Source organism: Phenylobacterium sp. (genome assembly GCF_004297125.1).
In the GTDB taxonomy this organism is placed as follows: domain Bacteria; phylum Pseudomonadota; class Alphaproteobacteria; order Caulobacterales; family Caulobacteraceae; genus Phenylobacterium.
The window spans coordinates 1-21,930 of sequence record NZ_SCVD01000009.1 but is presented as its reverse complement, the minus strand read 5'-3'; the positions used below and the strand labels follow the sequence as shown (position 1 = coordinate 21,930).

Below are 21,930 nucleotides of genomic sequence, written 5' to 3'. Positions count from 1 at the left end.
GCATGGACGAACGGACCCCGGTGCTCATCGGAGCAGGCCAATTCACGTACCGGGGCGATCCGGCCGCCTCGCCGTCGCCGACATCGTTGCTGAAGATTGCGGCGGAACGTGCGGCGGCCGACGCTGGAATCGGCGCCAAGGGCCTGGTCGGGGTCGACAGCCTGGCCGTGGTCGGCTTCACGATCGACGCTCCCGGCTCCAAGCGGGGGATGATCCCGCATGCCACGAACCCGCCGGCCACGCTGTCCAAGATGATCGGCGCCGCGCCGCGCTGGAGCGTTTATTCCGAGATGGGCGGCAACACGCCCCAGTACCTGGTCAACATGCTGGCCGAACGGATCGCCCGCGGCGAGACCGACCTGGCGCTGACCGTCGGCTGTGAATTCCTGGGCTCGGCCATGAAGCGCGCCACCAGGGGCCTGAGCTTCGACGACTGGAAGGCGGTCGAGGACGAGAGCCTGGAGCCGGCCCAGCGCGTCGGCGACCCGCGTGCGGGCAGCACGCCCTATGAGATCCGCCACGGCATCAGCCGGCCGATCAACATCTATCCGCTGTTCGAGAACGCGCTCCGGGCGCGTGACGGGCGCTCCATCGCCGAGCACCAGCAGCGGATGGGCAAGCTGTTTTCCGCGTTCAGCGCGGTCGCCGCCGAGAATCCCGAAGCCTGGTTCCCCGTGAAGCGGAGCCCCGAGGAGCTGGTCGAGGTCTCCGAGAAGAATCGGATGATCGGCTTTCCCTATCCGAAGCTGCTGAACGCCATCATGGAGGTGGACCAGTCCGCCGGCGTGCTGGTGGCCAGCGTGAAGAAGGCCCGCGAACTGGGCGTGCCCGAGGACAGGTGGGTCTATCTGCACGGCTGCGCCGACGCGTCCGACCTCTGGTATCCGCTGGACCGCCAGGACTTCCACTCCAGCCCTGCGATGCGGCTGACGGGCAAGCGCGCCTTCGAGATGGCCGGGGTGGGTCTCGACGACATCGACCTGATCGACCTCTATTCGTGCTTCCCGGTGGCGGTCGAGGTGGGCGCCGAGGAGCTGGGCCTGTCGCTGGACGATCCGCGCGGCCTCACGGTCACCGGCGGCCTGCCTTACGCGGGGGGGCCGGGGAACAACTACGTCATGCACTCCATCGCCGTGATGCTGCAGAAGCTGCGTGAAAAGCCGGCCGCCTATGGGCTGGTCACCGGCAACGGCTGGTACCTGACCAAGCAGTCCACCGGGATCTATTCCGCGACGCCGCCGGACAAGCCGTTCGAACGCGAGGACCCGGCCGTGCTGCAGCGCCAGATCGACGGCCTGCCGCATCCCGAGGTCATCGAAACGCCGCAGGGGCGGGGTGTGATCGAGACCTACACCGTCATCCACAAGCGCGAGGGACCCTTCCTCGGCATCGTCGTCGGCCGCGACGAGAACGGCCGGCGCTTCGCCGCGAACACTCCATCCGACCCGCAGACCCTTGCCAGCCTCGAGGCGAGCGAGCAGATCGGACGGACAGGCACGGTCGCCCAGGAGGGCGACCTCAACATCTTCACACCGGACTGATCCTCATATGGCCCGTCTCTACCTGATCCGGCACGGCCGACCCTCGGCGACCTGGGGCGGCCACGACGACGACCCGGGCCTGGACGAGACGGGACGGACGCAGGCGAGGGCCGCCCGCGACTGGCTGCTGTCGCGGCCCGAGGCGGAACGCCCGGGCCTGGTGGTCAGCTCGCCCCTGCGCCGCTGCCGCGAGACCGCCGAGCCGACCGCGGTGGCCCTGGGGGTGGCGATGGAGATCGATCCGGTAGTGGGCGAGATCCCCACGCCCAAGTCCCTGACCGGCGCGGCGCGGCCGGAATGGCTGCGCCAGGCGTTCCAGGGGACCTGGGCGGCCATCGACGGCGACATGGACTACGACGCCTGGCGCACCGACATCGTGGCCTCGCTGGCGCGGCGCGCGAACACCGCCGTCTTCTCGCACTATGTGGCGATCAACGCGGCCGTCTCCCGGCTGCTGGGCGTCGACCAAGTGCTGGCGTTCCGGCCCGACCATACCTCGATCACCGTGCTGGAGACCGACGGCGAGACCGTGCGGCTGATCGAGAAGGGCGCCGAGGCCGCGACGGGGGTCCTTTGAGCGGGCGCCCCATCCTGACCGTGGCCGAGATGGCCGCCGCCGACCGGGCCGCCATCGAGGCGGGGACCCCGGGCGTCGAGCTGATGGAGCGGGCCGGCCGGGCCGTGGCCGACGCCGTCGTCCAGAGGTTCCGTCCCCAGCCGGCCCTTGTCCTGTGCGGCCCCGGCAACAATGGCGGCGACGGCTATGTGGTGGCCCGCCTGCTGAAGCAGCGGGGCTGGCCGGTGGAGGTGAGGGCGCTGGGCGAGCCCGCCACCCGGGACGCCCAGGCCATGAGCGCGCGCTGGGATGGCCCCACGAAGCCGCTGAACGGCGCCTTGGACGGGGCGCTGGTGATCGACGCCCTGTTCGGAGCCGGCCTCTCGCGCCCGCTGGATGGGGCCGCCGCCGGGGTCACGGCGCTGTTGGGCAACCGCCCCGGGACGGTGGTCGCGGTCGATGTGCCCAGCGGGGTACCGGGCGACACCGGCCTGCCGCTGGGTCCCGCGGTCTGCGCCGGCCTCACCGTGACCTTCCACGCCCGCAAGCCCGGCCACGTGCTGGAGCCCGGCCGCAGCCTCTGCGGCGAAGTGGTCGTGGCCGACATCGGGCTGGGCGAGACGGCGTCCAAGATCGTCGAGAACGGCCCCGATCTCTGGCTGCCACGCTTCCCGTGGCCGAGCGCGGCCTCCCACAAGCACGCCCGCGGCCGGCTGATGGTGATCAGCGGCGAGGCCTGGAGCACCGGGGCCGCCCGCCTGGCCGCCCGCGCCGGCCTGCGTATCGGGGCCGGCCTCGTCACGGTCTACGCGGGCCAGGACGCCCTGGCCGCCAACGCCGCGCACCTGGAAGCGGTGATGCTGAAGCCCTTCGATACCGATCTGGAGCTGGAACAGGCCGCCGACGGCGCCGACGCTGCGGTGATCGGTCCCGCGGCGGGCGTCAACGAGACCACGCTGTTGAACGTCCTGGCCCTGGCTCGCACCGGCGCGGCCCTGGTGATCGACGCCGACGCCATCACCGTCTTCCGCGACGACCCGGAGGAGCTGTTCTCGGTCCTCGACCGCGACGACGTCCTGACCCCGCACCCCGGGGAGTTCGAGCGGCTTTTCCCCGGTCTCCTGAAATCGTCCCCGGAGCGCATCACCGCCGCCCGCCGCGCGGCCGAGAAAGCCGGCGCCGTGGTGCTGCTGAAGGGCCCCGACACCGTGATCGCCGCGCCGGACGGCCGCGCGGCGGTGAACATCAACGGCTCGCCGTGGCTGGCCACCGCCGGCTCGGGCGACGTCCTGGCCGGCTATATCGGCGGCCTGGTCTCGCAGGGCATGGAGAGTTTCGAGGCGGCCTGCGCGGCCGCCTGGATCCATGCCGAGGCGGCCGAACTGCATGGCCCCGGCCTGATCTCGGAAGATCTACCGGGCCTGACCCCCGCGGTCCTGCGCCGGCTCTACGACGAGCGCTAGGCGAAGAGCTCCGCGCGCACGCCCCGGCCCATCTGGCTCAGCAGCTCGGCGGCCAGCGTGTCCAGCTCCGAGCCTTCGCGGTAGTCGCCCCCTGCCGCGAGGCGCGCCCGCCCGTCCGCCAGCAATCGCGCGGCGGCGGCCTCGGTGATCGGCCGCTCGGGGTCGTACACGGCCACCGGATGGCCGCCATGATCCGTCATCACCCGCATGACCGGGATGTCGGTGAGGCCGTCGCCGAAGAACGCGATCCGCTCGAACGGCACCGCGCGGTCGCGATCAGCCTGGACGGCGTTGATGCCGTCGTTGTCCCACTCGTTCAGGGTCCACTTGTTGATCCGGAACAGGTACTGGGTCTTGCTGGTGTAATTGATGGCCAGCGCCGGTCCCACCGCCTCCTGTGCCGCGTTGAACATGAAGGCCGAGGCGTAGATCCGCTCGAACTCATGGGCGATCGGCGAGCCTTCGATCAACTCGCGGTTGCCGGACGAGATGATGAAGTGGCGCAGGTCGAGGCCGCGCGCGGCCGCCCGGGCGTTCTGGCGCGCGAACCACTCCTCGACGCCGGGAAATAGCCGAAGGGCCGCGCCGCGCTTGCGCCAGCTGTCCAGGGTCAGTTCGAGGCCCTTCTCCCGAGCCTTCTCCAGCATCAGGTGCATGTAGGCCAGGATGCCGTCGCCGCGCTGCGCCTCGGCCAGCGCCTGGGTCTCCCGCCAGAAATCGGCGTGGTTCATCCCCAGTTCGTCGGGGATGAAGGCGTGCTCCTGCATGTTGCCGCGGGCCAGCGTGCCGTCGAAATCGTAGGCGAAGACGGCGAGGGGGCGGCTCATGGCCTGTTCACTAGCGCCCTATCGGCCGGCTGGGAACGACCCATGAGGGTCGCCCCGGCCCCGCGACGGGAGGCGGGGGCCGGGGCGTACGGCGACGGTTGTCGGGGAACAGGGCCGCCGCCGCGTCTTTGTCCGCCAATGGTGGAAGATGCACGGACGAGGGAGTTACGCAGGCTTCGCCGTCGCGGATGCAGCGGCTGCACCCTTTGGTAGAAATTTCTTCAGATTTTTTTCGAGGGCCGTTCGCGGACCGTGTCGGCGGCTAGCGCCACGCCGGCGATTAGCAGCGGCAGCACGAAGAAGAACAGCCGATATCCAAGGAAGGCTGCGGCCAATCCGGCCGGCTCCAGGCCCCTGAGGAGGGTCGAGATCGAGCCCTCGAAGACCCCGACGCCGCCCGGCACGTGGCTGACCAGCCCGACGACCACCGACGGGGCATAGGCGCCGACGAAGGTGAAATAATCCACCGCCCCGGAGGGCAGCAGCACCCAGATGATCGCGGCGGCCACCGCATTGTCGACCGCGCCGATGGTGAGCTGGGCGGCGGCCACCCGGACCGATGGCAGCTTGACGCTGTGGCCGAAGCCTCGCAGCGGCCGGCGAAGGGTGGCGCAGAGCACGACATAGGCGCCCACGCCCGCCAGCAGGATGGCGCCCAGCCCGTCCGCCACCGGGTTGGCGATCCGGCTCACGGCGGCGATGTTCTGGCTGCCGGCCAGCAGCAGCGCCAGGCCGGCCAGGGTGGAAAGGCCGACGGTGAAGGAGAAGCCGTGGAAGAGAGTGGTGGCCGCCACCTGCCGGAGCGTGATCCCGTGCTTGGCGTAGTACCGCGCGCGGATGGCGCCCGAGACGATCAGGTTCGCCCCCAGGCTATGGGCGATGGCGCTGGCGATGAACGAGCCGGCCAGGGCGGAGCGCACGGCGATCCGGGCGCCCGCCCAGCGCAGCCCCAGCCACTCGATCGTGCCCATCAGCAGGAAGCTGGTCGCCGACAGGCCCAGCGCCAGCAGCACCGAATCCCAGCCCCAGGCGCGCATGGCGCCGGCGATCTGGCCCAGGCTGATCTCGTGGAATTCGCGCCACAGGATGTAGGCGGCCGCGCCCAGGAGCACGAAGGCCACCAGGTGCCAGGCCAGGCGCTGGAGCATCGGGAAGAACCGCGAGCCCTGCGTTTCGGGCAAGGCGGCGGCCAGTTCTTCCTCCACATCCTCGACGACGTGGTCCGGCCCCGTGGGGGGATCGAGGGTCAGCACGGGGCCTCAGCTTCCTTGAGTCGGACGCGCCACATGGTCCCGGCCTGGAACCGAAGCGCAAGGCGTAGGTTTCTCCCGCACCTTCACGACGGATTTAAGGAGGCGATCATGCGCCGGGAAGATATGCGCGACCTGGAGGCGGAGCGGCTGCGGCGCCTTCGCGACCGCGACCGGGACGATTTCGGCCAGGCGGACTATTCGAACCTCTACGGCTACGATCCACGCACGCGCTCGGGCTACCGGGCTTACGACGATGTCCGGCCGGACCCGGTCTACGAGGCCGAACGGCCCCCGCGGTCGGCGGACTGGGACGACGAGCGCCATCGCGCCCGCCGCGACGGCCCTTCGGACCGGGTGCTCTGGGCCGTGATCATGGAGCGGTTGAACGACGAACGCCGGCTCGACCTGCGCGAGGTCGAGGTCGAGGTTCATGACGGCGAGGTGACCCTGAACGGCACGGTGCGGCACAAGGCCGACAAGCGCCGCATCGAGGACGTCGCCGATATCGAGGGCGTTCGCAACGTGCAGAACAACCTGCGGCCCCGCGAGGCGAACCGCCGCTGGACCTTCCTCTGACGGCATGGGATTGCGGCGATCGCGAAGGTCGCCGGAACCCCGGCCCGCGATTCGGTCGTTGTAGGCATGATGAGCAAGCCCGTCGTCGTCACCATCCCCCACGAACTCGGCAAGGCGGAGGCGCGTCGGAGGATCGACGAGGGCATCGGCCGCCTGACCTCCCAGATCGGCGCCGTGGGCGAGATCAAGCAGGCCTGGGACGGCGACCTGATGCGATTCTCGCTGCTGGCCATCGGCCAGACGGTCACGGGCACGATAGACATCCAGGAGCGCGAGGCGCGGCTGGAAGTCCATCTGCCCGGCATCTTCGCGATGATCGCCAACAAGGTGAAGGGCCGGCTGCGCGACGAGGGCCAGATCCTTCTGGGCCCCCCGAAGAAGGGCTGAGCCGCTACAGTCAAGGCAACTGATCGGCGTGCGGGGCGTTCCTTCGGGGACACTTCGAGGAAGCCAAAATGCCCCACAAGCAGACTGAACAAGAAGCCCAGCGCGCGTTCTCCCATGGCTCCGGCCAGGCCGCCGCCGACATGGCGTCGGACCCGAAGAAGGCGGTCGAAGAGCACCGTCATATCGACGCGCCGTCCAGCCGCCCGGCTGTTCCCGCGCCCGAAGGTCAGAAGCACGACCACATGGCGGAACGCGAAGCGGCGGCCGAGGACCGTCAGGAGGCGCTGCTGGACGAGGCGATCGAGGAGACCTTCCCGGGTTCTGACCCGATCAGCCCCAAGCACATCACCTGATCAGGGATTCGTAGGCCTCCTGGGCCTCGATCCATTCCCGTTCGGCCGCCTCGAGGGCGGCCTGGGCGGCCTCCCGCCTGCGGGAGAGTTCGGCGGCCTTCCCCGGATCGCCGGTGAAGGTCGCCGGATCCGTGAGGGTCCGGTCGATCATCGCGACCAGCTCCGTGGCCTTGGCCAGGGCGGCCTCGGCCGTCTCGGCGCGTCGGCGCGCGGTGCCGGTCGGCAGCTTCGCCTTGGGCGGAGGCGGCGGGGGCGGCGGCGCCACGACCGGTTCGGCCTTGATCTGCGTCGGCGCGCGGGAGGCCACGCGGGCGCGCTCCAGCACGAAGGCCGCGTAGTCCTCCATGTCGCCGTCGAAGGGTTCGATCCCGCCGTCCGCGGCCAGCCACAGGCGGTCGGCCACCAGCTCCATCAGCGAACGGTCGTGGGTGATCAGGATCACCGCGCCCTCGTAGTCGTTCAGGGCGTCCAGCAGCGCGCGTCGCGAGTCGATGTCCAGGTGGTTGGTCGGTTCGTCCAGGATCAGGAGGTGTGGCGCCTCCATGGCCACCAGGTTCAGCAGCAGCCGCGCCCGCTCGCCCCCCGACAGGTTGGCGACGGTGGTGTCCGACTTCTCGAAGGTGATGCCGAACTGGGCCAGCCGCGACCGGCGCGCCGCCTCGCTGGCCTGCGGAAGCACGCGGCGGATGATGTCCAGCGGCGTGTCCGCGGGGTCCATCGCCTCGATCTGGTGCTGGTGGAACCAGCCGACCTTCAGCCGCGGACTGCGGTGCAGCGTGCCGGACTCGACCTCAAGGGCCCCGGCCACCAGCTTGGCGAAGGTCGACTTGCCCGCGCCATTGACGCCCAGCAGGCCGATGCGGTCGTCGATGTCCAGGCGCAGGTCCAGCTTCCGCAGGATCGGCGGGCCGCCATAGCCGACGGTGGCGCCCTCCAGCCGGAGCAGGGGCGGGGCCAGCGGCCGTTCGGGGGAGGGCAGGGAGAAGGGCGTCACCCGATCCTCGATCACGTAGGAGACCGGCGGGAGCTTGGCGATCATCTTCAGGCGCGACTGGGCCTGGGTGGCCTTCGACGCCTTGGCGCGGAACCGGTCCACGAAGGCCTGCAGGTGCTCGCGGCGGGCCTCGACCTTGGCGCGGTTCGCCTCCTGCAGGCGCAGCTTCTCGGAGAGCTGGCGCTCGAAGTTGTCGTAGCCGCCAGGGTACAGGTCGAGCTTGCCGTCCTTCAGGTGCAGGATGTGGTCGACGGAGTTGTTCAGCAGCTCGCGGTCGTGGCTGATGACGATGGCGGTGTGGGGATACTTCTGGAGCCGCGCCTCCAGCCAGAGCGCGCCTTCCAGGTCGAGATAGTTGGTCGGCTCGTCCAGCAGCAGCAGGTCGGGCTCGGCGAACAGGCTGGCCGCCAGCGCGACCCGCATCCGCCAGCCGCCCGAGAACTCGGCCATCGGCCGGCTGAGGTCGGCCTGGCTGAAGCCCAGGCCCGCCAGGATCTCGGCGGCTCGCGACGGCGCGCGGTCGGCGTCGATCTCGATCAGCCGCGTGTAGATGTCGCCCATGTCTTCGGGCTCGGCGGTCTCGAGGCGCTGCAGCAGGTCGTGGCGCTCGACGTCGGCCTCGAGCACGGTGTCCAGCAGGCTCACCGGCGTGGCGGGATGTTCCTGGTCCACCGACCCGATGCGCGCGGCGCGCGGGACCCCGACCTCGCCGCCGCCGGGCGTGAGCTGGCCTAGGACCACCTTGAACAGGGTCGACTTGCCCACGCCGTTGCGCCCCACGAGGCCAACCTTGGCGTCCTTGGGCAGGGTGACCGTGGCGTGGTCGAAGAATCGGCGTCCCCAGGCGTCGAGGACAAGGTCATTGATCTGCAGCATGAGTGGGCGGGGCCTCTAGCAGAGGAATTGCCCCGCGTCATTGGCGCGCGGCGTCTTGCTTCGCAGTGCGGGATGACGATATAGACCCCGCCACCGTGCGGAGACACTTCGCGCGTCTCCCAATTCTTCCTAGAGCCCCATCGGAGCCCATGACCGAACGCACCTTCTCGATCATCAAGCCGGACGCCACGCGTCGGAACCTGACCGGCAAGGTCAACGCGGTGATCGAGGACGCCGGCCTGCGCATCGTCGCCCAGCGCCGCATCAAGATGACCGAGGCCCAGGCGAAGAAGTTCTATGAAGTCCACGCCGAGCGGCCGTTCTACGGCGAGTTGGTCGAGTTCATGACCTCGGCCCCGGTCGTCGTCCAGGTGCTGGAAGGCGACAACGCCGTCGCCCGGTACCGCGAAGTGATGGGCGCCACGAACCCGGCCCAGGCCGCCGACGGCACCATCCGCAAGCTCTACGCCGAAAGCGTCGGCGAAAACTCGGTCCACGGTTCGGACAGCGCCGAGAACGCCAAGATCGAGATCGCTCAGTTCTTCACGGACGCCGACATCGTCGGCTGACCTGACGCAACGAGTTCGGTTCCGCGGGGTTTTCCCCGCGGACCACGTTTTTATCCCCAACCGCCATAAGTGAACATGAGAGAATCCAAGGTTCTGCCTGGCTTCTCCGACCGCCTCGCCGCCCAGGCCGAAGCTCGGAAAGCCCTCCTGGCGAAATTCAAGCCCAAGCCCACCGTCCAAGCCGAAGTCTTCGAGACCCGCGAGCAGAAGAAGGCCCGCGAAATCGAAGAGGTGCGCGCCAAGCGCGCCGCCGAGAAGGAAGCCGCCCGCCTCGCCAAGGAAAAGGCCGAGGAAGAAGCGCGCATCGCGATGGAAAACGACGAGGAGCTGATGCTCCAGCTCAAGCGCGACGACCGCAAGGCGCGCAAGGCGGCGGCCAAGGCCGAAGCCCGCGCCAAGCGTGAGATGAAGTCGCAGATGCGCCGAACCGGCTAAACGCCGCCCGCACGGCGGCCGACCCGCGCCTCAGGCGCCCGTTGGCTTCTTCCGGGGTCGCGCCGAGGTGTTCAGCGTCACGGCGGCCCGGACGAGCGCCTTGAACGCCTCTTCGTTGACCTTATCGCCCTCGCGGAAATCGATCGCGCGCCGGGTATTGCCCTCCAGGCTGGAATTGAAGAGCCCTGACGGGTCCTCCAGCGAGGCGCCCTTGGCGAAGGTGAGCTTCACGACCGCCTTGTAGGTTTCGCCGGTGGTGATAATGCCGGCGTGCGACCAGACCGGCGTCCCGCCCCACTTCACCTCCTCGACCACCTCGGGGTCGGCCTGCCTGATGAGCGCTCGCACGCGGGCCAGCGTCTCGCCCCGCCAGTCGCCCAGCGCCTCGATCTTCGCGTCGATGAACTGCGAGGGCGAAGCGCCCGCGTCCACCCGGACGTCGTTCTTCTGCATCGTTGTCGTCGCCTTCGTCTGAGGTTGGGCGTCAGGCCATCCAGCCGGGCAGCGCCGTGGCTTGCCGGATCCAGCTCGCCACCAGCGCCTCGTCGGGCTGTTCGTCCTCATGGATATGGAAGTAGCGCGTGTTCGCGTCCTTGGACCCGACCGGTGGAAGCGGATCCAGCGCCGCGCCGCGGAAGAACGTCACCTTCACGTACCGATTGAAGCAGTGAAAGCTGAGGAACCATCCCTGGCCCTCGACGCCGTAGAAGGGCGAGTTCCATTTCACCGCCTTTCTCACCCCCGGGACGATGCGCTCGACGAGCGCGTCGAGGCGGCGCCCGGCGTCGCGCTTCCACCCCGGCATGGCCGCGATGTAGGCCTGCACCGGCGCGTCGCCGTCGGCCTTGGCGATCTGCGGGTTGCCGCCGGAGAGAAGGGTCGGCTTGCCGGCCATCGGGTTTGCTCCTAGCCGCTGGTGACGCGCTGGCCGCGGCCCTTGGCGACGTACGGCAGCAGGAACATGTACAGGCCGGTCAGCGCCAGGAAGGCCAGGGGAAACAGCGGCGCATAGTACACCCACTGCGCGGGCTGCCTGCCCAGTCCCAGGGTGACGAAGATGGCGACCACCACGGCCATGAAGGCGATGGACACCCAGCGGTGGCTCTGCCGGATCCAGGCGTTCAGGTTCAATGGTACCTCCCTTTTGCGATGGGATTGAATGGATCGGACCGGCCGGCGTCAGTCCACGCGAGCTAGGACCTCATCGAGGTTGGCGAGGAACTGCTTCCACCCGGCGTGCGCGCCGCCGAAGGCCTGCTTCTGGTTGGGCCGGAAGCCCGCCTGTTCCATACGCAGGTGGGTGCCCGCATCCGTCGGCGTGAGCGTGAAGGTGACCACGCTTTCCAGGCTGTAGGCCGGGTCGTCGTGCGCGAAGTTCCAGGTGTAGGCGAGCGTCCTCAGCGGCTCGACCACCAGGACCTCGCAGTCCAGCACGCCGCCCCAGTCGCCGCGCAGGTTGAACCGGTGGCCCACCGACGGCTCGAAGTCGCTCTTCATCAGCCACTCTTCCATCAGGTGCGGCTGGGTCAGCGCACGCCAGAGTTTCTCCGGCGGATGGGGGATCTCGCGCTCGACGACGACGGAGCGGGTTTCGGTCGCGGTATCGGTCATTGGTCCATCCTCTTGAGCAGGTCCTCGAGGTTGTCGAACCGGCCTTCCCAGAAGCCGGCCATCTGGTTCGTCCAGTCGATCAGCGGGCCCAGGGCGCCGAGCTGCGCGCTGTAGTGCGTCTGGCGGCCCGCGTGGCGGTCGCGCACCAGTCCGGCCTGCTTCAGGACGCCGAGATGTTTGGAGACGGCCGGTTGCGAGACCCCGGCCTGGGCGGTCAGCGCCCCGACGGTCTGCTCGCCCTCACGGCACAGCCGTTCGAAGAGGGCCCGCCGCGTCGGATCGGCGAGCGTCCTGAAGAGCAGGTCGTGGGAACTGGACATCGGAACGTATAACTCGTGGGCTATGGGTCAAACCCATAACTGACGAGATATGTGTGCGCAAGCGACATCGCGAAGGGGCCAAGGGCCATCCGACGCGCCGTGTTCGCAAGGGTGGGTGCTAGGCTTCCGTTCCGCCGGTGAGCCGGCGGCTGAGTTCGCCATAGTAGCCCTGGATCAGGAGCTCGACCGTTTCGCCGCGCTCCTCCGCCTTGAATGCGAGGTCCTTGGCCATCTGCACAGCGGCAGACCGCGAGAGCGCGTTCGCCACGGGCGTCCCGTCGCTGAACACCGTCCAGTCACCGTCTTTGCGCGCCACTGCGAATTGAACCATCGCCGTCTCCTCGCAGCGTGAGTGCGGAAAGTAAGGTGAAGGTTCCCGCCACGGCTAAAGGTGAACCGGCTGGCCGTGCGGCGTATGCAAGTAGGCCATTTCCCACGCGCCTTTGCGTGCGCGGAGCTCGGCCTGCGTGGCGAGGTTGCGTTCGGTGGCGAGCCGTTCCAGCGCGGCCACCCAATGTTCGTAGTAGCGCGAGCCGTCGTCGGCCGGATCGCGAGCCAGCTCCCCAGAAAGCGCCTCGGCCCATTCGGTCCAGGTGAACGCGTCCGCCTCGTGCAGCTTCAGCGTCAGGGCGAAGGCCTGCGCCTGCCAGGGTTCGGCGAAGACCGGTCCCTCTGCGTCGCGGGGCAGGCGTGGCAGGGCCAGGATGTCAGGCGCGCTCAAGATAGGGTTCCCATAGGTCCAGGCTCACGCTGTCGCGGGGCGAGGCATCCGGGCCCCACAGCTCGCGGGCGCTGAAGGTCACGCCGTAGAGGTGGCGCGGCTGCTCACCCAGGCCGTGCGCATGGGCGTCGGGCCAGACGTGCGCGCCATGCAAGCGCTCGATCAGCCCTGCTCGGCCGCGGACATAGCGGGGCAGGCGGGTGTGGCCGATCGGGTTGAGGTTCCGGGCCCGCACCACGTCGCCGACGGCGAAGGTCGGGGCCCCTGCCTCGCGGATATAGGAATAGGGCGCGGTCAGCGCGGCCTCCACGGTGTTCGCCGGCCGGATCGGAGTGGACGTCGGCGCCGCTGGGTCGGCCTGGCCGGACGCGAGTTCCTGCGCCGTCACGAAGCCTCCGTCCAGGAGCAGCTGTTCGACGCGGGTCAGCCACTTTTCGTAGTAGCTCATGCGCAGGTAGTCGGCGGGCGGCAGCATCTCGATCCGATGTCGGCCCGCGTCGATGTTGCCGCGGGTCGGCGAGGCCAGGTTCAGCGCATGCACGCGGCCTTCCCATGGATGATGGAACACCGGCTCGTTCACCTCGGGGGCGACCGGTCCCATGCCGTGCATGCCGCCCATGTCGTGAACGCCGTTCACAGACGCGTCGTCCCGATCATGCCGTTCCGCGTGACCAGCGCGGCCAACGCCGCCTCGTCCAGGTCGTCGGTTCCCACCGGGCGCTCCGGAATGACCAGGTAGCGGACCTCCGCCGTGGAATCCCACACCCTCACCTCGGTCTCCTCGGGCAGCGCGGTCCCGAACTCGGCCAGCACGCCACGCGGGTCGATCACGGCGCGCGAACGATAAGGGGCCGACTTGTACCAGACGGGCGGCAGGCCCAGGACCGGCCACGGATAGCAGGAGCAAAGCGTGCAGACGACGAGGTTGTGGACGTCCGGACCGTTCTCCACGGCAATCATGTGCTCGCCCTGGCGGCCGGTGAAATCCAGCTCTGCGATGGCCGCGGTGGCGTCGTCCAGCAGGCGCGCGCGGTAGGCCGGGTCGGTCCAGGCCCTGGCCACGACTCGCGCGCCGTTCCTCGGGCCCACCTTGTGTTCATAGTGATCGACGATGGCGTCGAGGGCGGCTCCGTCCACCAGGCCCTTTTCGACCAGGAGCGACTCGAGCGCTTTCACCCGCAGCGCGATGTCGGCCGGCGGGTCCTGCTCGTGATCGTGGTCATGATCGTGGTGGTCGTGGGCCATGCGGCGAGCTTGTCCCAAGCCGGGCCCCAGGTGAAGAGGCGCGTGACCCGCGCGGCGTCTGCTGCGATGCTTCGGGCCGAAGGAGGCCGCCATGGACGGGCCGCATCTGATCTACTTCGCCGACCCCATGTGCTCGTGGTGCTACGGCTTCTCGCCGGTGATCGACCAGATCCGCCAGGCCTACGGCGACGCCCTCCCGGTCCGGGTGGTGATGGGAGGTCTGCGTCCCGGCACGGACACGCCGATGACGGACGAGGCGAAGGCGAGCGTTGTCGGGCACTGGAACCACGTGCATGAGGCCTCGGGCCTGCCGTTCGATCCCGCCGTGCTGGACCGCGAAGGTTTCGTCTACGACACCGACCCGGCCGCCCGGGCCGTGGTGGTCGCGCGCCGCGAGGGCGAGGACGTGGCCGCGCGCTATCTGGCCGCCGCGCAGCGCGCCTTCTACGCCGAGAACCGCGACGTCACCTCGCCCGAGGTTCTGGGTGACCTGGCGGAGGGCTTCGGGCTCGACCGCCAAGCCTTTCTGACGGCCTGGGCTTCCGAGGCCGCCAAGCAGGAGACGTGGCGCGACTACGCCATGTCGCAGAACGCGGGCGTCACGGGCTTCCCGACCCTGATCGGCGGCCCCAACGACCAGGGCGTCTACGGCGTCGTCACCCGCGGCTACGCCTCGGGCGAACAGGTCCTGGCCGTCATCCGCAACTGGATCGCCGGGATCGCGGCGTAGCGCCTACTTGATCCGCGCCGGCGGGTTGCGGCCAAGGTCCATGATCAACTTGGTGAACAGGTAGAGCCGCGGAGTCACGCTCTTCAGGTCGACATACTCGTCCTCGGAGTGGAATTTCCCGCCGACGGGTCCCAGACCGTCCAGGGCCGGAACCCCGGCCTCGTTCGCCAGGGCGGACTCCGAGGCTCCGCCGTTGCCGCCTCGCCCGATCTGCATCCCCAGGCCCGCGTAGATCGCCTCCGCCCGGTCGGCCAGGCCGTCCGTCGCGGCGTTGTTGGGCAGGGGCGGGAACGAGGCTTCCCGGCGGATGGTCACCTTGGTGTCCGGGATCACCGTCGTCTTGGCGCTGGTCTCCAGGGCGTGGGCCACCTTCTCGACGTCGGCCTTGTCGCGCACCCGGATGTTGATCGCCGCCGAGGCGTCCTCCGGGATGATGTTGTACCGCGCGCCGGCGCTCATCAGGGTCAGGTTGACCGTCAGGCCGTCACCGCTGGTCGGGAATTGCCTTATTGATTCAAGCTGGTGGATCAGTTCGACGGCGGCGTTTCGTCCGTCCTGCGGCGCCACGCCCGCGTGGGCCGGACGGCCCTTCACGTCGACGTAGAAGCTGTTCGAGCCCTTGCGCCAGACCGTGATCACGTCCGGCGGATCGCCAGGCTCCAGGTTCAGCTCGACGTCGGCGTCCTTCAGCAACCGGTCGATCAGTTTGCGCGTGCCCGGCGAGCCGCGCTCCTCGGAGGTCTCGATCAGGAAGGTGATCTGCCCGAAGTCCTTGAACCCCAGCTCCTTCAGGATCTGCAGGGCGTAGATTCCCTGGACCACGCCGCCCTTCTCGTCGCCGACCCCGGGGCCGGTAAGACGATCGTCCGTCATCGTGTAGGGCCGCTTCGCCGCCGTGCCGGGTTCGAACACCGTGTCCAGGTGGGCGATCATCAGGATGCGGCCCTTGCCCGACCCCTTGAGCCGGGCGACCAGGTTGTCGGGCAGGCCGGGGATCTCGGCGGGCACGGCCTCGACCGTCATGCCCAGGGCCTCCAGCCGTGGCGTGAGGATCGCCGCCACGCGGCGTCCGCCTTCGACGTCGCCGGTGCCGGAATCGATGTTCACCACCTGCTCCAGCAGCTTGAGCTGGTCGGGCCGGGCCTTCTCCGCCGCCGCCCAGACCTTCGCGTCCTTGGCCATGGGCTTGGGCGCCGCCATCGCCGGCGTCCCGACCGCCGCCGCCATCGCCAGGATCACCGCCGTACGCCGCATCTCTCTAACTCCCCGACCAGACTCTGGCGCACTTGGCTGCGCCGCGACCGCAGAATGACCAGAGCGTCGCAGCCCTGTCACGGGCGACGTCTATCCCTCAGGCGATATCCCGGGCAGCGCGAGGCTTCGCGCAGGCGCCGCAGCTCGAAAACCGCACAGCTTGTGGGTGAATCGATTCTGGCGCTTGCACCCCCTCGTTAACCAATGTGGGATGGTCGGCCGGCCTCTGGGGAGGGGTTGGTTTGTGTCGGGTTTTTGGGGGCTTAGATGCCAATTTTCCAAGAGAATTTCACGGGATTCACCGCGGCCGGCTTCGCGTCGACGCCGGGGGCGGGTCAGCTGGATTCTGACACCTGGATCGTCACCGGCTTCAGCGACGGCGCGAACCCTGCGTTCGGCTTCACCGGGACCAGCGGCGACTTCGCGCGCGGCGTGATCAACGGCGACCCGAGCACGGGCGGCATCTATGCGACGGCGGCGGCGACCCCAACCTACGGTTCAGGTCTGCTCTATCAGCCCACCGGAGCCGAGGGCGACAACGACGGGTCGATTGTCGCTCGGATCCAGAACACCACGGGCGCGCCGGTGACCAACCTCACCGTCGGCTTCGACTGGCTCTACCGCAACACCGGCGACCGCAGCAGCGCGCTGGTCTTCGAGTATTCCACGAACGGCACGACCTGGACGACGATCGCCGATGGCGCTTTCGCGACGCCGGGAACGGCGGCGTCCACAGGAACGGGCACGACCGTTCTGGCCGACAGCAACAGCCTGTCCCTCAGCGGCTTGACCCTGAACGTGGACGAGTTCCTGTTCCTGCGCTGGCGGCATGACCTCTCGACCGGCAGCGGCAATCGCGACGAGTTCGGCCTCGACAACGTGGTGGTCGACGGCTCGGCCCTGACCGGAGCCGGCGCCGTGAGTGTGGGCGACGCCTCCATCGCGGAGGGCGACTCGGGAACCCAATTGCTGACGTTCATCGTCACCCGTTCGGGGTCGACCGAGGCATTCAGCGTCGACTATGCCACCGCCAACGGCACGGCGACGGCGGGCTCGGACTATACCGCGGTCTCCGGAACGCTGACGTTCGGCGTCGGCGAAACCAGCAAGACCGTCACGGTGCAGGTCAGCGGCGACACGGTCGTGGAGCCCAACGAGGGCCTCTTCCTGAACCTCACGAACGCCACCAGCGGCGCCACCATCGCCGATGGCCAGGCGGTCGGCACGATCACCAACGACGACTTCTCGCTCGTCGCGATCCACGACATCCAGGGCGCCAGCCACACCTCGCCCCTCAACGGCGTCCACGTCGTGACCAGCGGCATTGTGACGGCGGTGGACACGACAGGGGCCCGCGGCTTCTGGATCCAGGATCCGAACCCGGACGCGAACGATGCGACGTCCGAGGCCATCTTCGTCTTCACGGGAGCGGTTCCGACCGTCGCAGTCGGCGACAGCGTCCGGGTCGAAGGCAACGTCGCCGAGTTCCTGGGTTCGGACCCCAACAACCTGACGGTCACCGAGATCGACAGCCCCTCGATCACCGTTCTTTCGAGCGGCAACGCGCTGCCGGCGGCGACGGTGATCGGGACGGGAGGCCGGCTGGCGCCTACCGAGGTCATCGACAACGACAACTTCAGCGTCTTCGACCCCAGCCAGGACGCCATCGACTTCTACGAAAGCCTGGAAGGGATGCGGGTCACCGTGCCGGACGCGCAGGCGACCGGCCCGACCTCGGGCAACTCGACCTGGATCGTCGGAAATCAGGGCGCGAACGCCACCGGCATGAATTCCGCGGGCGGAATCACGATCGGCGCCGGCGACATGAACCCCGAGCGGGTCCAGATCTTCTATGATTCCGGCGTTTCCCCGGCGGGCGTGCAGCCGAACGCCGCCACCGGCGATCACCTGGGCGACGTCACGGGCATCCTCCACTACTTCGGCGGCGACTACGAACTCCTCCCCACCGCGATCGGCTCGACCGGCAGCGGTCCGATCGTCCTTCCCAAGGAAACGACCGCCCTGGACGGCGACGCCGAACATCTGACGGTGGGCGCCCTCAACGTCGAGAACCTCGATCCCACGGATTCCCAGGCCAAGTTCGACGCGCTGGCGGCGAACATCGTGGGTAATCTCGGCGCCCCCGACATCGTGGGCCTCGAGGAGGTGCAGGACGCCGACGGCGCGGGGAACGGCACGAACTATTCCGGCCATCCGACGGCCGACAAGCTGATCGCGGCCATCAAGGCGGCAGGCGGCCCGAACTACGCCTACGTCGAAGTCGCGCCGACGGCGAACAACGTCAGCGGCGGTGAGAGCAACGGCAACATCCGCCAGGGCTATCTCTACAACACCGACCGCGTGGACTTCGTCTCGGTCAGCCAGATCACCGACGCGACGCCGGCCAACGGCGACACCTACGCCAACAGCCGCAAGCCGCTGGTGGGCGTCTTCGAATTCAACGGCGAGACGATCACGCTGATCGACGTACACAACACCTCGCGCCTGGGCAGCGAGGGCCTTTTCGGCCAGCACCAGCCGGCGACCAACGAGGGCGACGCCCGCCGCATCGAGCAGACCCTGCACGTCAAGACCTACGTCGAGAGCCTCGTGGCCACGGATCCCGACGCCCGCGTGGTGGTGATGGGCGACTTCAACGCCTTCCAGTTCGAGACCTCGATCACCCAGCTGGAAAGCGGCGGCGCGCTGACCAACCTTACCAACCTGCTGGCGCCGACCGAGCGCTATTCCTACAACTTCGACGGCAACAACCAGCAGATCGACCACATGCTGGCCTCGCCCGAGCTCTACGCCGGGGCCCAGTTCGACATCGTCCACATCAACAGCAACCAGGCCGTCGTGAACCAGACGGCGGACCATGACGGCTCGGTGGCCCGGTTCTTCATCAACTTCGACCCGACGGCCGTGGCCGACGCGGCGGCGGTGAACGAGAACCAGAACGTCACCATCGACGTGCTGGCCAACGACACCGACGCCAACGCCGGCGACACCAAGACCCTGATCGGGGTCGCGGGCGGCCCGCTGGGCGGTCAGGTGAGCATCGTGGGCGGCAAGGTGGTCTACTCGGCCAACAGCGATGCGATCGACGCGCTGAAGCAGCCCCAGACGGCGGTGGATACGATCACCTACCAGGTGCAGGACAGCCACGGCGCGGTCAGCACCGGGACGGTGGCGGTGACCGTGCGCGGGGTGACCGACGCGCCGACCCGGACCGGCACGGCCAATGCCGACACGATCAACGGCTCGGCGCTGGAGGAGACCCTCAACGGGGCCGGTGGCAATGACAAGCTGCTGGGCAACCTGGGCGCCGACACCCTGAACGGCGGACTGGGGAACGACACCCTGACCGGCGGCGTGGGCGCGGACCGCTTCGTGTTCTCGGGAACCTTCGGCGCCGACCTGGTCACCGACTTCGCGGCCAACGACGTCATTCAACTGGATGCGTCGCAGTTCGCCAGCTTCGGCGCGGTCCAGGCCGCGGCCAGCCAGTCGGGGGCGGACGTGATCATCACGCTCAACGCCACCAACACCATCACCCTGGCCAATGTGACGCTCGCCAGCCTCAACTCCGGCGACTTCCTGTTCGTCTAGACGGGTGCAAAGGGACGGCGGCGCCCACGCCGCCGTCCTGCCGCCTTGCGCCGGGCCTCGCGGCACGCGATATCGGGGAGGAGCGCGGGCGTTCGCGTCCGCTCCCGATATCCCAGAAGGACCTTCCATGAGCGATCCCGTGACCACCGCCCTTGGCCTCGTGCCGATGGTCGTCGAGCAGACGAGCCGGGGCGAGCGGGCCTATGACATCTTCTCCCGCCTGCTGAAGGACCGGATCATCTTCCTGGCCGGTCCCGTCGAGGACGGCATGGCCAGCCTGATCTGCGCCCAGCTGCTGCATCTTGAGGCCGAGAACCCCAAGAAAGAGATCCAGATGTACATCAACTCGCCGGGCGGCGTGGTGACGTCGGGCCTCGCGATCTACGACACCATGCAGTACATCAAGAGCCCGGTGATCACGCTGTGCCTCGGCATGGCGGCCTCCATGGGCTCGTTCCTGCTGATGGCCGGCGAGAAGGGCCAGCGCATCGCCCTGCCGAACAGCCGGATCATGGTCCACCAGCCCTCGGGCGGCTACTCCGGCAAGGCGCAGGACATCCGCCGCCACGCCGAAGACATCATCAAGACGAAGCGCCGGCTGAACGAGATCTACGCCAAGCACACCGGCCAGCCGATCGAAGTGGTCGAAGAGACCCTCGACCGCGACCACTTCATGACCGCCGAGGAGGCCCGCGACTGGGGCATCGTCGACAAGGTCTGGGAAAGCCGCGACGGCGAGGACTGACCCGACGGCGCGCCGGCGGTCAGCCGGCGCGGCTCCGGGCCACGGCCAGCAGGCGCGCCCGGCCGGCGGCCTCGGTGATGTCGATTCGCTCGAAATCCAAGCCTGCGGTCTCGCGCACGTCGGCGAACAGGCCCTTCGGGTCCTCGTGGAAGTGCAGGAAGGCGCGGCCCTTCCGGTAGAAGACCCCCCGCGACTTTTCCGCCAGGCCCGCCAGCGTCCGCAGGTCCGCCAGCAGCGGCTCCAGGGCGTCCAGCGCGGCGGGCGAGGCGTGTTTCATGGCTTCCCGGAGAAGACCCTGAAGTAGGGCTCCTCGGCAATCCCGAGCATTTCCGTATCGCCGCCGGTGTCGCCGTACGCCGCCCGGACCCTGAGATCCGGGCCGAACGCGGCCCTGAGCCGCACGACCTTCTCCGGCCCGCGGCAGTTCGGCGCAGCGAAGGCGCCGGTGACCCGGTCCCGCTCGTCGAAGGCCAGAGGCGTGCCCAGGAGGTCGTCGGCGCCCAGGCCGCGGGCGAACGGCGCCACCACCAGGTCCGGCGACGCCGTGACGATCACCAGGCGCACCCGTTCCTTGCGCCACCGCTTCCAGGCGATCACCGCGTCGGGGCGCAACAGGCTGCGGGAGTGTTGCTCGGCGAACGTCCGCGCGTCGGCCTCGAGGCGGTCGCGGCCCACGCCGGCCAGATAGACCTTGGTCGCCGCCGCCTTGATCCGGCCACGGTCGCGGTGAAACAGATAGGCGAGGGCGGCCGGCGCCAGCCGCACGCCGCCCAGCAGCCAACGCCCCCTGGGGGTGCGCCATTTGAGGAAGGCCGTGTAGCTGTCCTTGACCGTCAGGGTGCCATCGAAGTCGAAGGCCACCACCGGCGCGTCCGGCGTATCTGCTTCACGCTCTTGTGCCATTTCGGCGCGTTTCCCATTTGGTAAGGCGAGGCGCCCAAGCTTCGGACTTCGCGCCACACTTTGTCGCCCTGGTGAGCGAAGGCTTGTGATCCCGGCGCGGATCGGGGAATGTCAAGACTTGGACAACCCGCGGCGCGTATCCTGCAGGGCTAGGGCGCTTGTGCCCGGGGCGAACGCCACCAGTCCATCGGCTGGCTTCGTCGCAACAGTGAGATGAGACCATGACCAAGGCCGCCAGCGGAGATTCGAAGAGCACTCTGTATTGCTCTTTCTGCGGCAAGAGCCAGCATGAAGTCCGCAAGCTTATTGCGGGCCCGACCGTGTTCATCTGTGATGAATGCGTCGAATTGTGCATGGATATCATTCGCGAAGAGCACAAGATCTCCTTCGTGAAGTCCAAGGACGGCGTGCCGACGCCGAAGGAAATCCGCGAAGTCCTCGACGATTACGTGATCGGCCAGGATCACGCCAAGAAGGTCCTCTCGGTCGCGGTCCACAACCACTACAAGCGCCTGAACCACGCGACGAAGAACAACGACGTCGAACTGGGCAAGGCCAACATCCTGCTGATCGGTCCGACGGGCACAGGCAAGACCCTGCTGGCCCAGACGCTGGCCCGAATCATCGACGTGCCGTTCACCGTCGCCGACGCGACGACGCTCACCGAAGCCGGTTATGTGGGCGAAGACGTCGAAAATATTATCCTGAAGCTGCTGCAGTCGGCCGACTACAACGTCGAGCGCGCCCAACGCGGCATCGTCTACATCGACGAGGTCGATAAGATCAGCCGGAAGTCCGACAATCCCTCCATCACCAGGGACGTGTCGGGCGAGGGCGTCCAGCAGGCCCTGCTGAAGATCATGGAGGGCACCGTGGCCTCCGTGCCGCCGCAGGGCGGGCGCAAGCATCCCCAGCAGGAGTTCCTGCAGGTCGACACCACCAACATCCTGTTCATCTGC

27 protein-coding genes are annotated in these 21,930 nt (G+C 68.7%); 12 read left to right on the top strand and 15 right to left on the bottom strand.

Annotation, left to right across the window (positions count from 1 at the left end):
* Positions 1-2 precede the first annotated feature (2 nt).
* From EPO51_RS04960 to EPO51_RS04950, 3 genes are read left to right on the top strand one after another with little or no spacing between them, the layout of a single operon-like run.
* Complete coding sequence (locus tag EPO51_RS04960; RefSeq protein WP_293346696.1) at positions 3-1,541, top strand: acetyl-CoA acetyltransferase; 1,539 nt, start codon at positions 3-5, stop codon at positions 1,539-1,541.
* A gap of 7 nt (positions 1,542-1,548) precedes the next feature.
* Positions 1,549-2,118: a histidine phosphatase family protein gene (locus EPO51_RS04955; protein WP_293346693.1), complete on the top strand. Its 570-nt coding sequence runs from the start codon at positions 1,549-1,551 to the stop codon at positions 2,116-2,118.
* Complete coding sequence (locus EPO51_RS04950) at positions 2,115-3,560, top strand: NAD(P)H-hydrate dehydratase (protein ID WP_293346690.1); 1,446 nt, start codon at positions 2,115-2,117, stop codon at positions 3,558-3,560. The genes EPO51_RS04955 and EPO51_RS04950 overlap by 4 nt, the downstream gene beginning before the upstream one ends.
* Here EPO51_RS04950 and EPO51_RS04945 read toward each other — a convergent pair.
* On the bottom strand, positions 3,557-4,387 hold the full coding sequence (locus EPO51_RS04945) for an HAD family hydrolase (protein WP_293346687.1): 831 nt from the start codon (positions 4,385-4,387) through the stop codon (positions 3,557-3,559). The two genes, EPO51_RS04950 and EPO51_RS04945, sit on opposite strands and share 4 nt — an antisense overlap.
* A 221-nt stretch (positions 4,388-4,608) precedes the next feature.
* Positions 4,609-5,640, bottom strand: coding sequence for a lysylphosphatidylglycerol synthase domain-containing protein (locus tag EPO51_RS04940; protein WP_293346684.1), 1,032 nt, complete (start codon positions 5,638-5,640; stop codon positions 4,609-4,611).
* Between the two features lie 108 nt (positions 5,641-5,748).
* Between EPO51_RS04940 and EPO51_RS04935 the strand changes: the two genes are divergently transcribed.
* From EPO51_RS04935 to EPO51_RS04925, 3 genes are all read left to right on the top strand, one after another.
* Positions 5,749-6,216 carry a BON domain-containing protein gene (locus EPO51_RS04935; RefSeq protein WP_293346681.1) on the top strand — a complete coding sequence of 156 codons (468 nt, stop codon included), beginning with the start codon at positions 5,749-5,751 and terminating at the stop codon, positions 6,214-6,216.
* Positions 6,217-6,285: 69 nt separating this feature from the next.
* Entirely contained in the window at positions 6,286-6,603 is a 318-nt protein-coding gene (locus EPO51_RS04930; RefSeq protein WP_293346678.1) for a polyhydroxyalkanoic acid system family protein, read from the top strand.
* 68 nt (positions 6,604-6,671) lie between these two features.
* A complete protein-coding gene (locus EPO51_RS04925; protein ID WP_293346675.1) occupies positions 6,672-6,956 on the top strand; it encodes a hypothetical protein in 285 nt (94 codons plus the stop codon).
* On the opposite strand, the gene EPO51_RS04920 is transcribed toward EPO51_RS04925, so the two are convergent.
* Positions 6,949-8,826 carry an ABC-F family ATP-binding cassette domain-containing protein gene (locus tag EPO51_RS04920; protein WP_293346667.1) on the bottom strand — a complete coding sequence of 626 codons (1,878 nt, stop codon included), beginning with the start codon at positions 8,824-8,826 and terminating at the stop codon, positions 6,949-6,951. The genes EPO51_RS04925 and EPO51_RS04920 overlap by 8 nt on opposite strands.
* Before the next feature lie 149 nt (positions 8,827-8,975).
* Here EPO51_RS04920 and ndk point away from each other — a divergent pair, with 149 nt between their 5' ends.
* Both ndk and EPO51_RS04910 read left to right on the top strand, forming a co-directional pair.
* Complete coding sequence (gene ndk, locus EPO51_RS04915; RefSeq protein WP_293346664.1) at positions 8,976-9,395, top strand: nucleoside-diphosphate kinase; 420 nt, start codon at positions 8,976-8,978, stop codon at positions 9,393-9,395.
* 75 nt (positions 9,396-9,470) lie between these two features.
* Complete coding sequence (locus tag EPO51_RS04910) at positions 9,471-9,830, top strand: DUF6481 family protein (RefSeq protein ID WP_293346661.1); 360 nt, start codon at positions 9,471-9,473, stop codon at positions 9,828-9,830.
* 30 nt (positions 9,831-9,860) lie between these two features.
* On the opposite strand, the gene EPO51_RS04905 is transcribed toward EPO51_RS04910, so the two are convergent.
* The 9 genes from EPO51_RS04905 to nthA all read right to left on the bottom strand — a co-directional run bounded on the left by EPO51_RS04905 (position 9,861) and on the right by nthA (position 13,727).
* Entirely contained in the window at positions 9,861-10,283 is a 423-nt protein-coding gene (locus EPO51_RS04905; protein WP_293346658.1) for a DUF1801 domain-containing protein, read from the bottom strand.
* Between the two features lie 31 nt (positions 10,284-10,314).
* Complete coding sequence (locus EPO51_RS04900) at positions 10,315-10,725, bottom strand: DUF1801 domain-containing protein (RefSeq protein WP_293346655.1); 411 nt, start codon at positions 10,723-10,725, stop codon at positions 10,315-10,317.
* A gap of 11 nt (positions 10,726-10,736) precedes the next feature.
* Positions 10,737-10,961, bottom strand: a complete 225-nt coding sequence (locus EPO51_RS04895) for a hypothetical protein (RefSeq protein ID WP_293346652.1) — start codon at positions 10,959-10,961, stop codon at positions 10,737-10,739.
* A 48-nt stretch (positions 10,962-11,009) separates the two neighbouring features.
* On the bottom strand, positions 11,010-11,441 hold the full coding sequence (locus tag EPO51_RS04890) for an SRPBCC family protein (protein WP_293346649.1): 432 nt from the start codon (positions 11,439-11,441) through the stop codon (positions 11,010-11,012).
* Positions 11,438-11,761 (bottom strand): ArsR/SmtB family transcription factor, encoded by a 324-nt coding sequence (locus tag EPO51_RS04885; protein ID WP_293346646.1) that lies wholly within the window; start codon positions 11,759-11,761, stop codon positions 11,438-11,440. Before EPO51_RS04885 ends, EPO51_RS04890 begins: the two co-directional genes overlap by 4 nt.
* Before the next feature lie 118 nt (positions 11,762-11,879).
* Positions 11,880-12,092 carry a hypothetical protein gene (locus EPO51_RS04880; protein WP_293346644.1) on the bottom strand — a complete coding sequence of 71 codons (213 nt, stop codon included), beginning with the start codon at positions 12,090-12,092 and terminating at the stop codon, positions 11,880-11,882.
* A 54-nt stretch (positions 12,093-12,146) separates the two neighbouring features.
* Positions 12,147-12,482 (bottom strand): nitrile hydratase accessory protein, encoded by a 336-nt coding sequence (locus EPO51_RS04875; RefSeq protein ID WP_293346641.1) that lies wholly within the window; start codon positions 12,480-12,482, stop codon positions 12,147-12,149.
* Positions 12,469-13,119, bottom strand: coding sequence for a nitrile hydratase subunit beta (gene nthB, locus EPO51_RS04870; RefSeq protein WP_293346638.1), 651 nt, complete (start codon positions 13,117-13,119; stop codon positions 12,469-12,471). The genes EPO51_RS04875 and nthB overlap by 14 nt, the downstream gene beginning before the upstream one ends.
* Entirely contained in the window at positions 13,116-13,727 is a 612-nt protein-coding gene (gene nthA / locus EPO51_RS04865; protein ID WP_293346635.1) for a nitrile hydratase subunit alpha, read from the bottom strand. Before nthA ends, nthB begins: the two co-directional genes overlap by 4 nt.
* 91 nt (positions 13,728-13,818) lie before the next feature.
* On the opposite strand from nthA, the gene EPO51_RS04860 reads away from it, so the two are divergent.
* Positions 13,819-14,457 (top strand): DsbA family protein, encoded by a 639-nt coding sequence (locus EPO51_RS04860; protein ID WP_293346632.1) that lies wholly within the window; start codon positions 13,819-13,821, stop codon positions 14,455-14,457.
* A gap of 3 nt (positions 14,458-14,460) precedes the next feature.
* Here the strand turns inward: EPO51_RS04860 and EPO51_RS04855 are convergent, their stop codons facing one another.
* Positions 14,461-15,711 (bottom strand): glutamate carboxypeptidase, encoded by a 1,251-nt coding sequence (locus tag EPO51_RS04855; protein ID WP_293346629.1) that lies wholly within the window; start codon positions 15,709-15,711, stop codon positions 14,461-14,463.
* Positions 15,712-15,978: 267 nt separating this feature from the next.
* Between EPO51_RS04855 and EPO51_RS04850 the strand changes: the two genes are divergently transcribed.
* Together EPO51_RS04850 and EPO51_RS04845 are read left to right on the top strand one after the other, a co-directional pair.
* Positions 15,979-19,323, top strand: a complete 3,345-nt coding sequence (locus EPO51_RS04850) for a Calx-beta domain-containing protein (RefSeq protein ID WP_293346627.1) — start codon at positions 15,979-15,981, stop codon at positions 19,321-19,323.
* A 127-nt stretch (positions 19,324-19,450) separates the two neighbouring features.
* Positions 19,451-20,068 (top strand): ATP-dependent Clp protease proteolytic subunit, encoded by a 618-nt coding sequence (locus EPO51_RS04845; RefSeq protein ID WP_293346624.1) that lies wholly within the window; start codon positions 19,451-19,453, stop codon positions 20,066-20,068.
* 19 nt (positions 20,069-20,087) lie between these two features.
* Here the strand turns inward: EPO51_RS04845 and EPO51_RS04840 are convergent, their stop codons facing one another.
* Together EPO51_RS04840 and EPO51_RS04835 are read right to left on the bottom strand one after the other, a co-directional pair.
* Entirely contained in the window at positions 20,088-20,345 is a 258-nt protein-coding gene (locus EPO51_RS04840; protein ID WP_293346621.1) for a hypothetical protein, read from the bottom strand.
* Complete coding sequence (locus EPO51_RS04835; protein ID WP_293346618.1) at positions 20,342-20,971, bottom strand: HAD-IB family hydrolase; 630 nt, start codon at positions 20,969-20,971, stop codon at positions 20,342-20,344. The genes EPO51_RS04840 and EPO51_RS04835 overlap by 4 nt, the downstream gene beginning before the upstream one ends.
* A 221-nt stretch (positions 20,972-21,192) precedes the next feature.
* Here EPO51_RS04835 and clpX point away from each other — a divergent pair.
* The coding region (gene clpX, locus EPO51_RS04830) for an ATP-dependent Clp protease ATP-binding subunit ClpX (RefSeq protein WP_293346615.1) at positions 21,193-21,930 on the top strand (738 nt) is incomplete at its 3' end.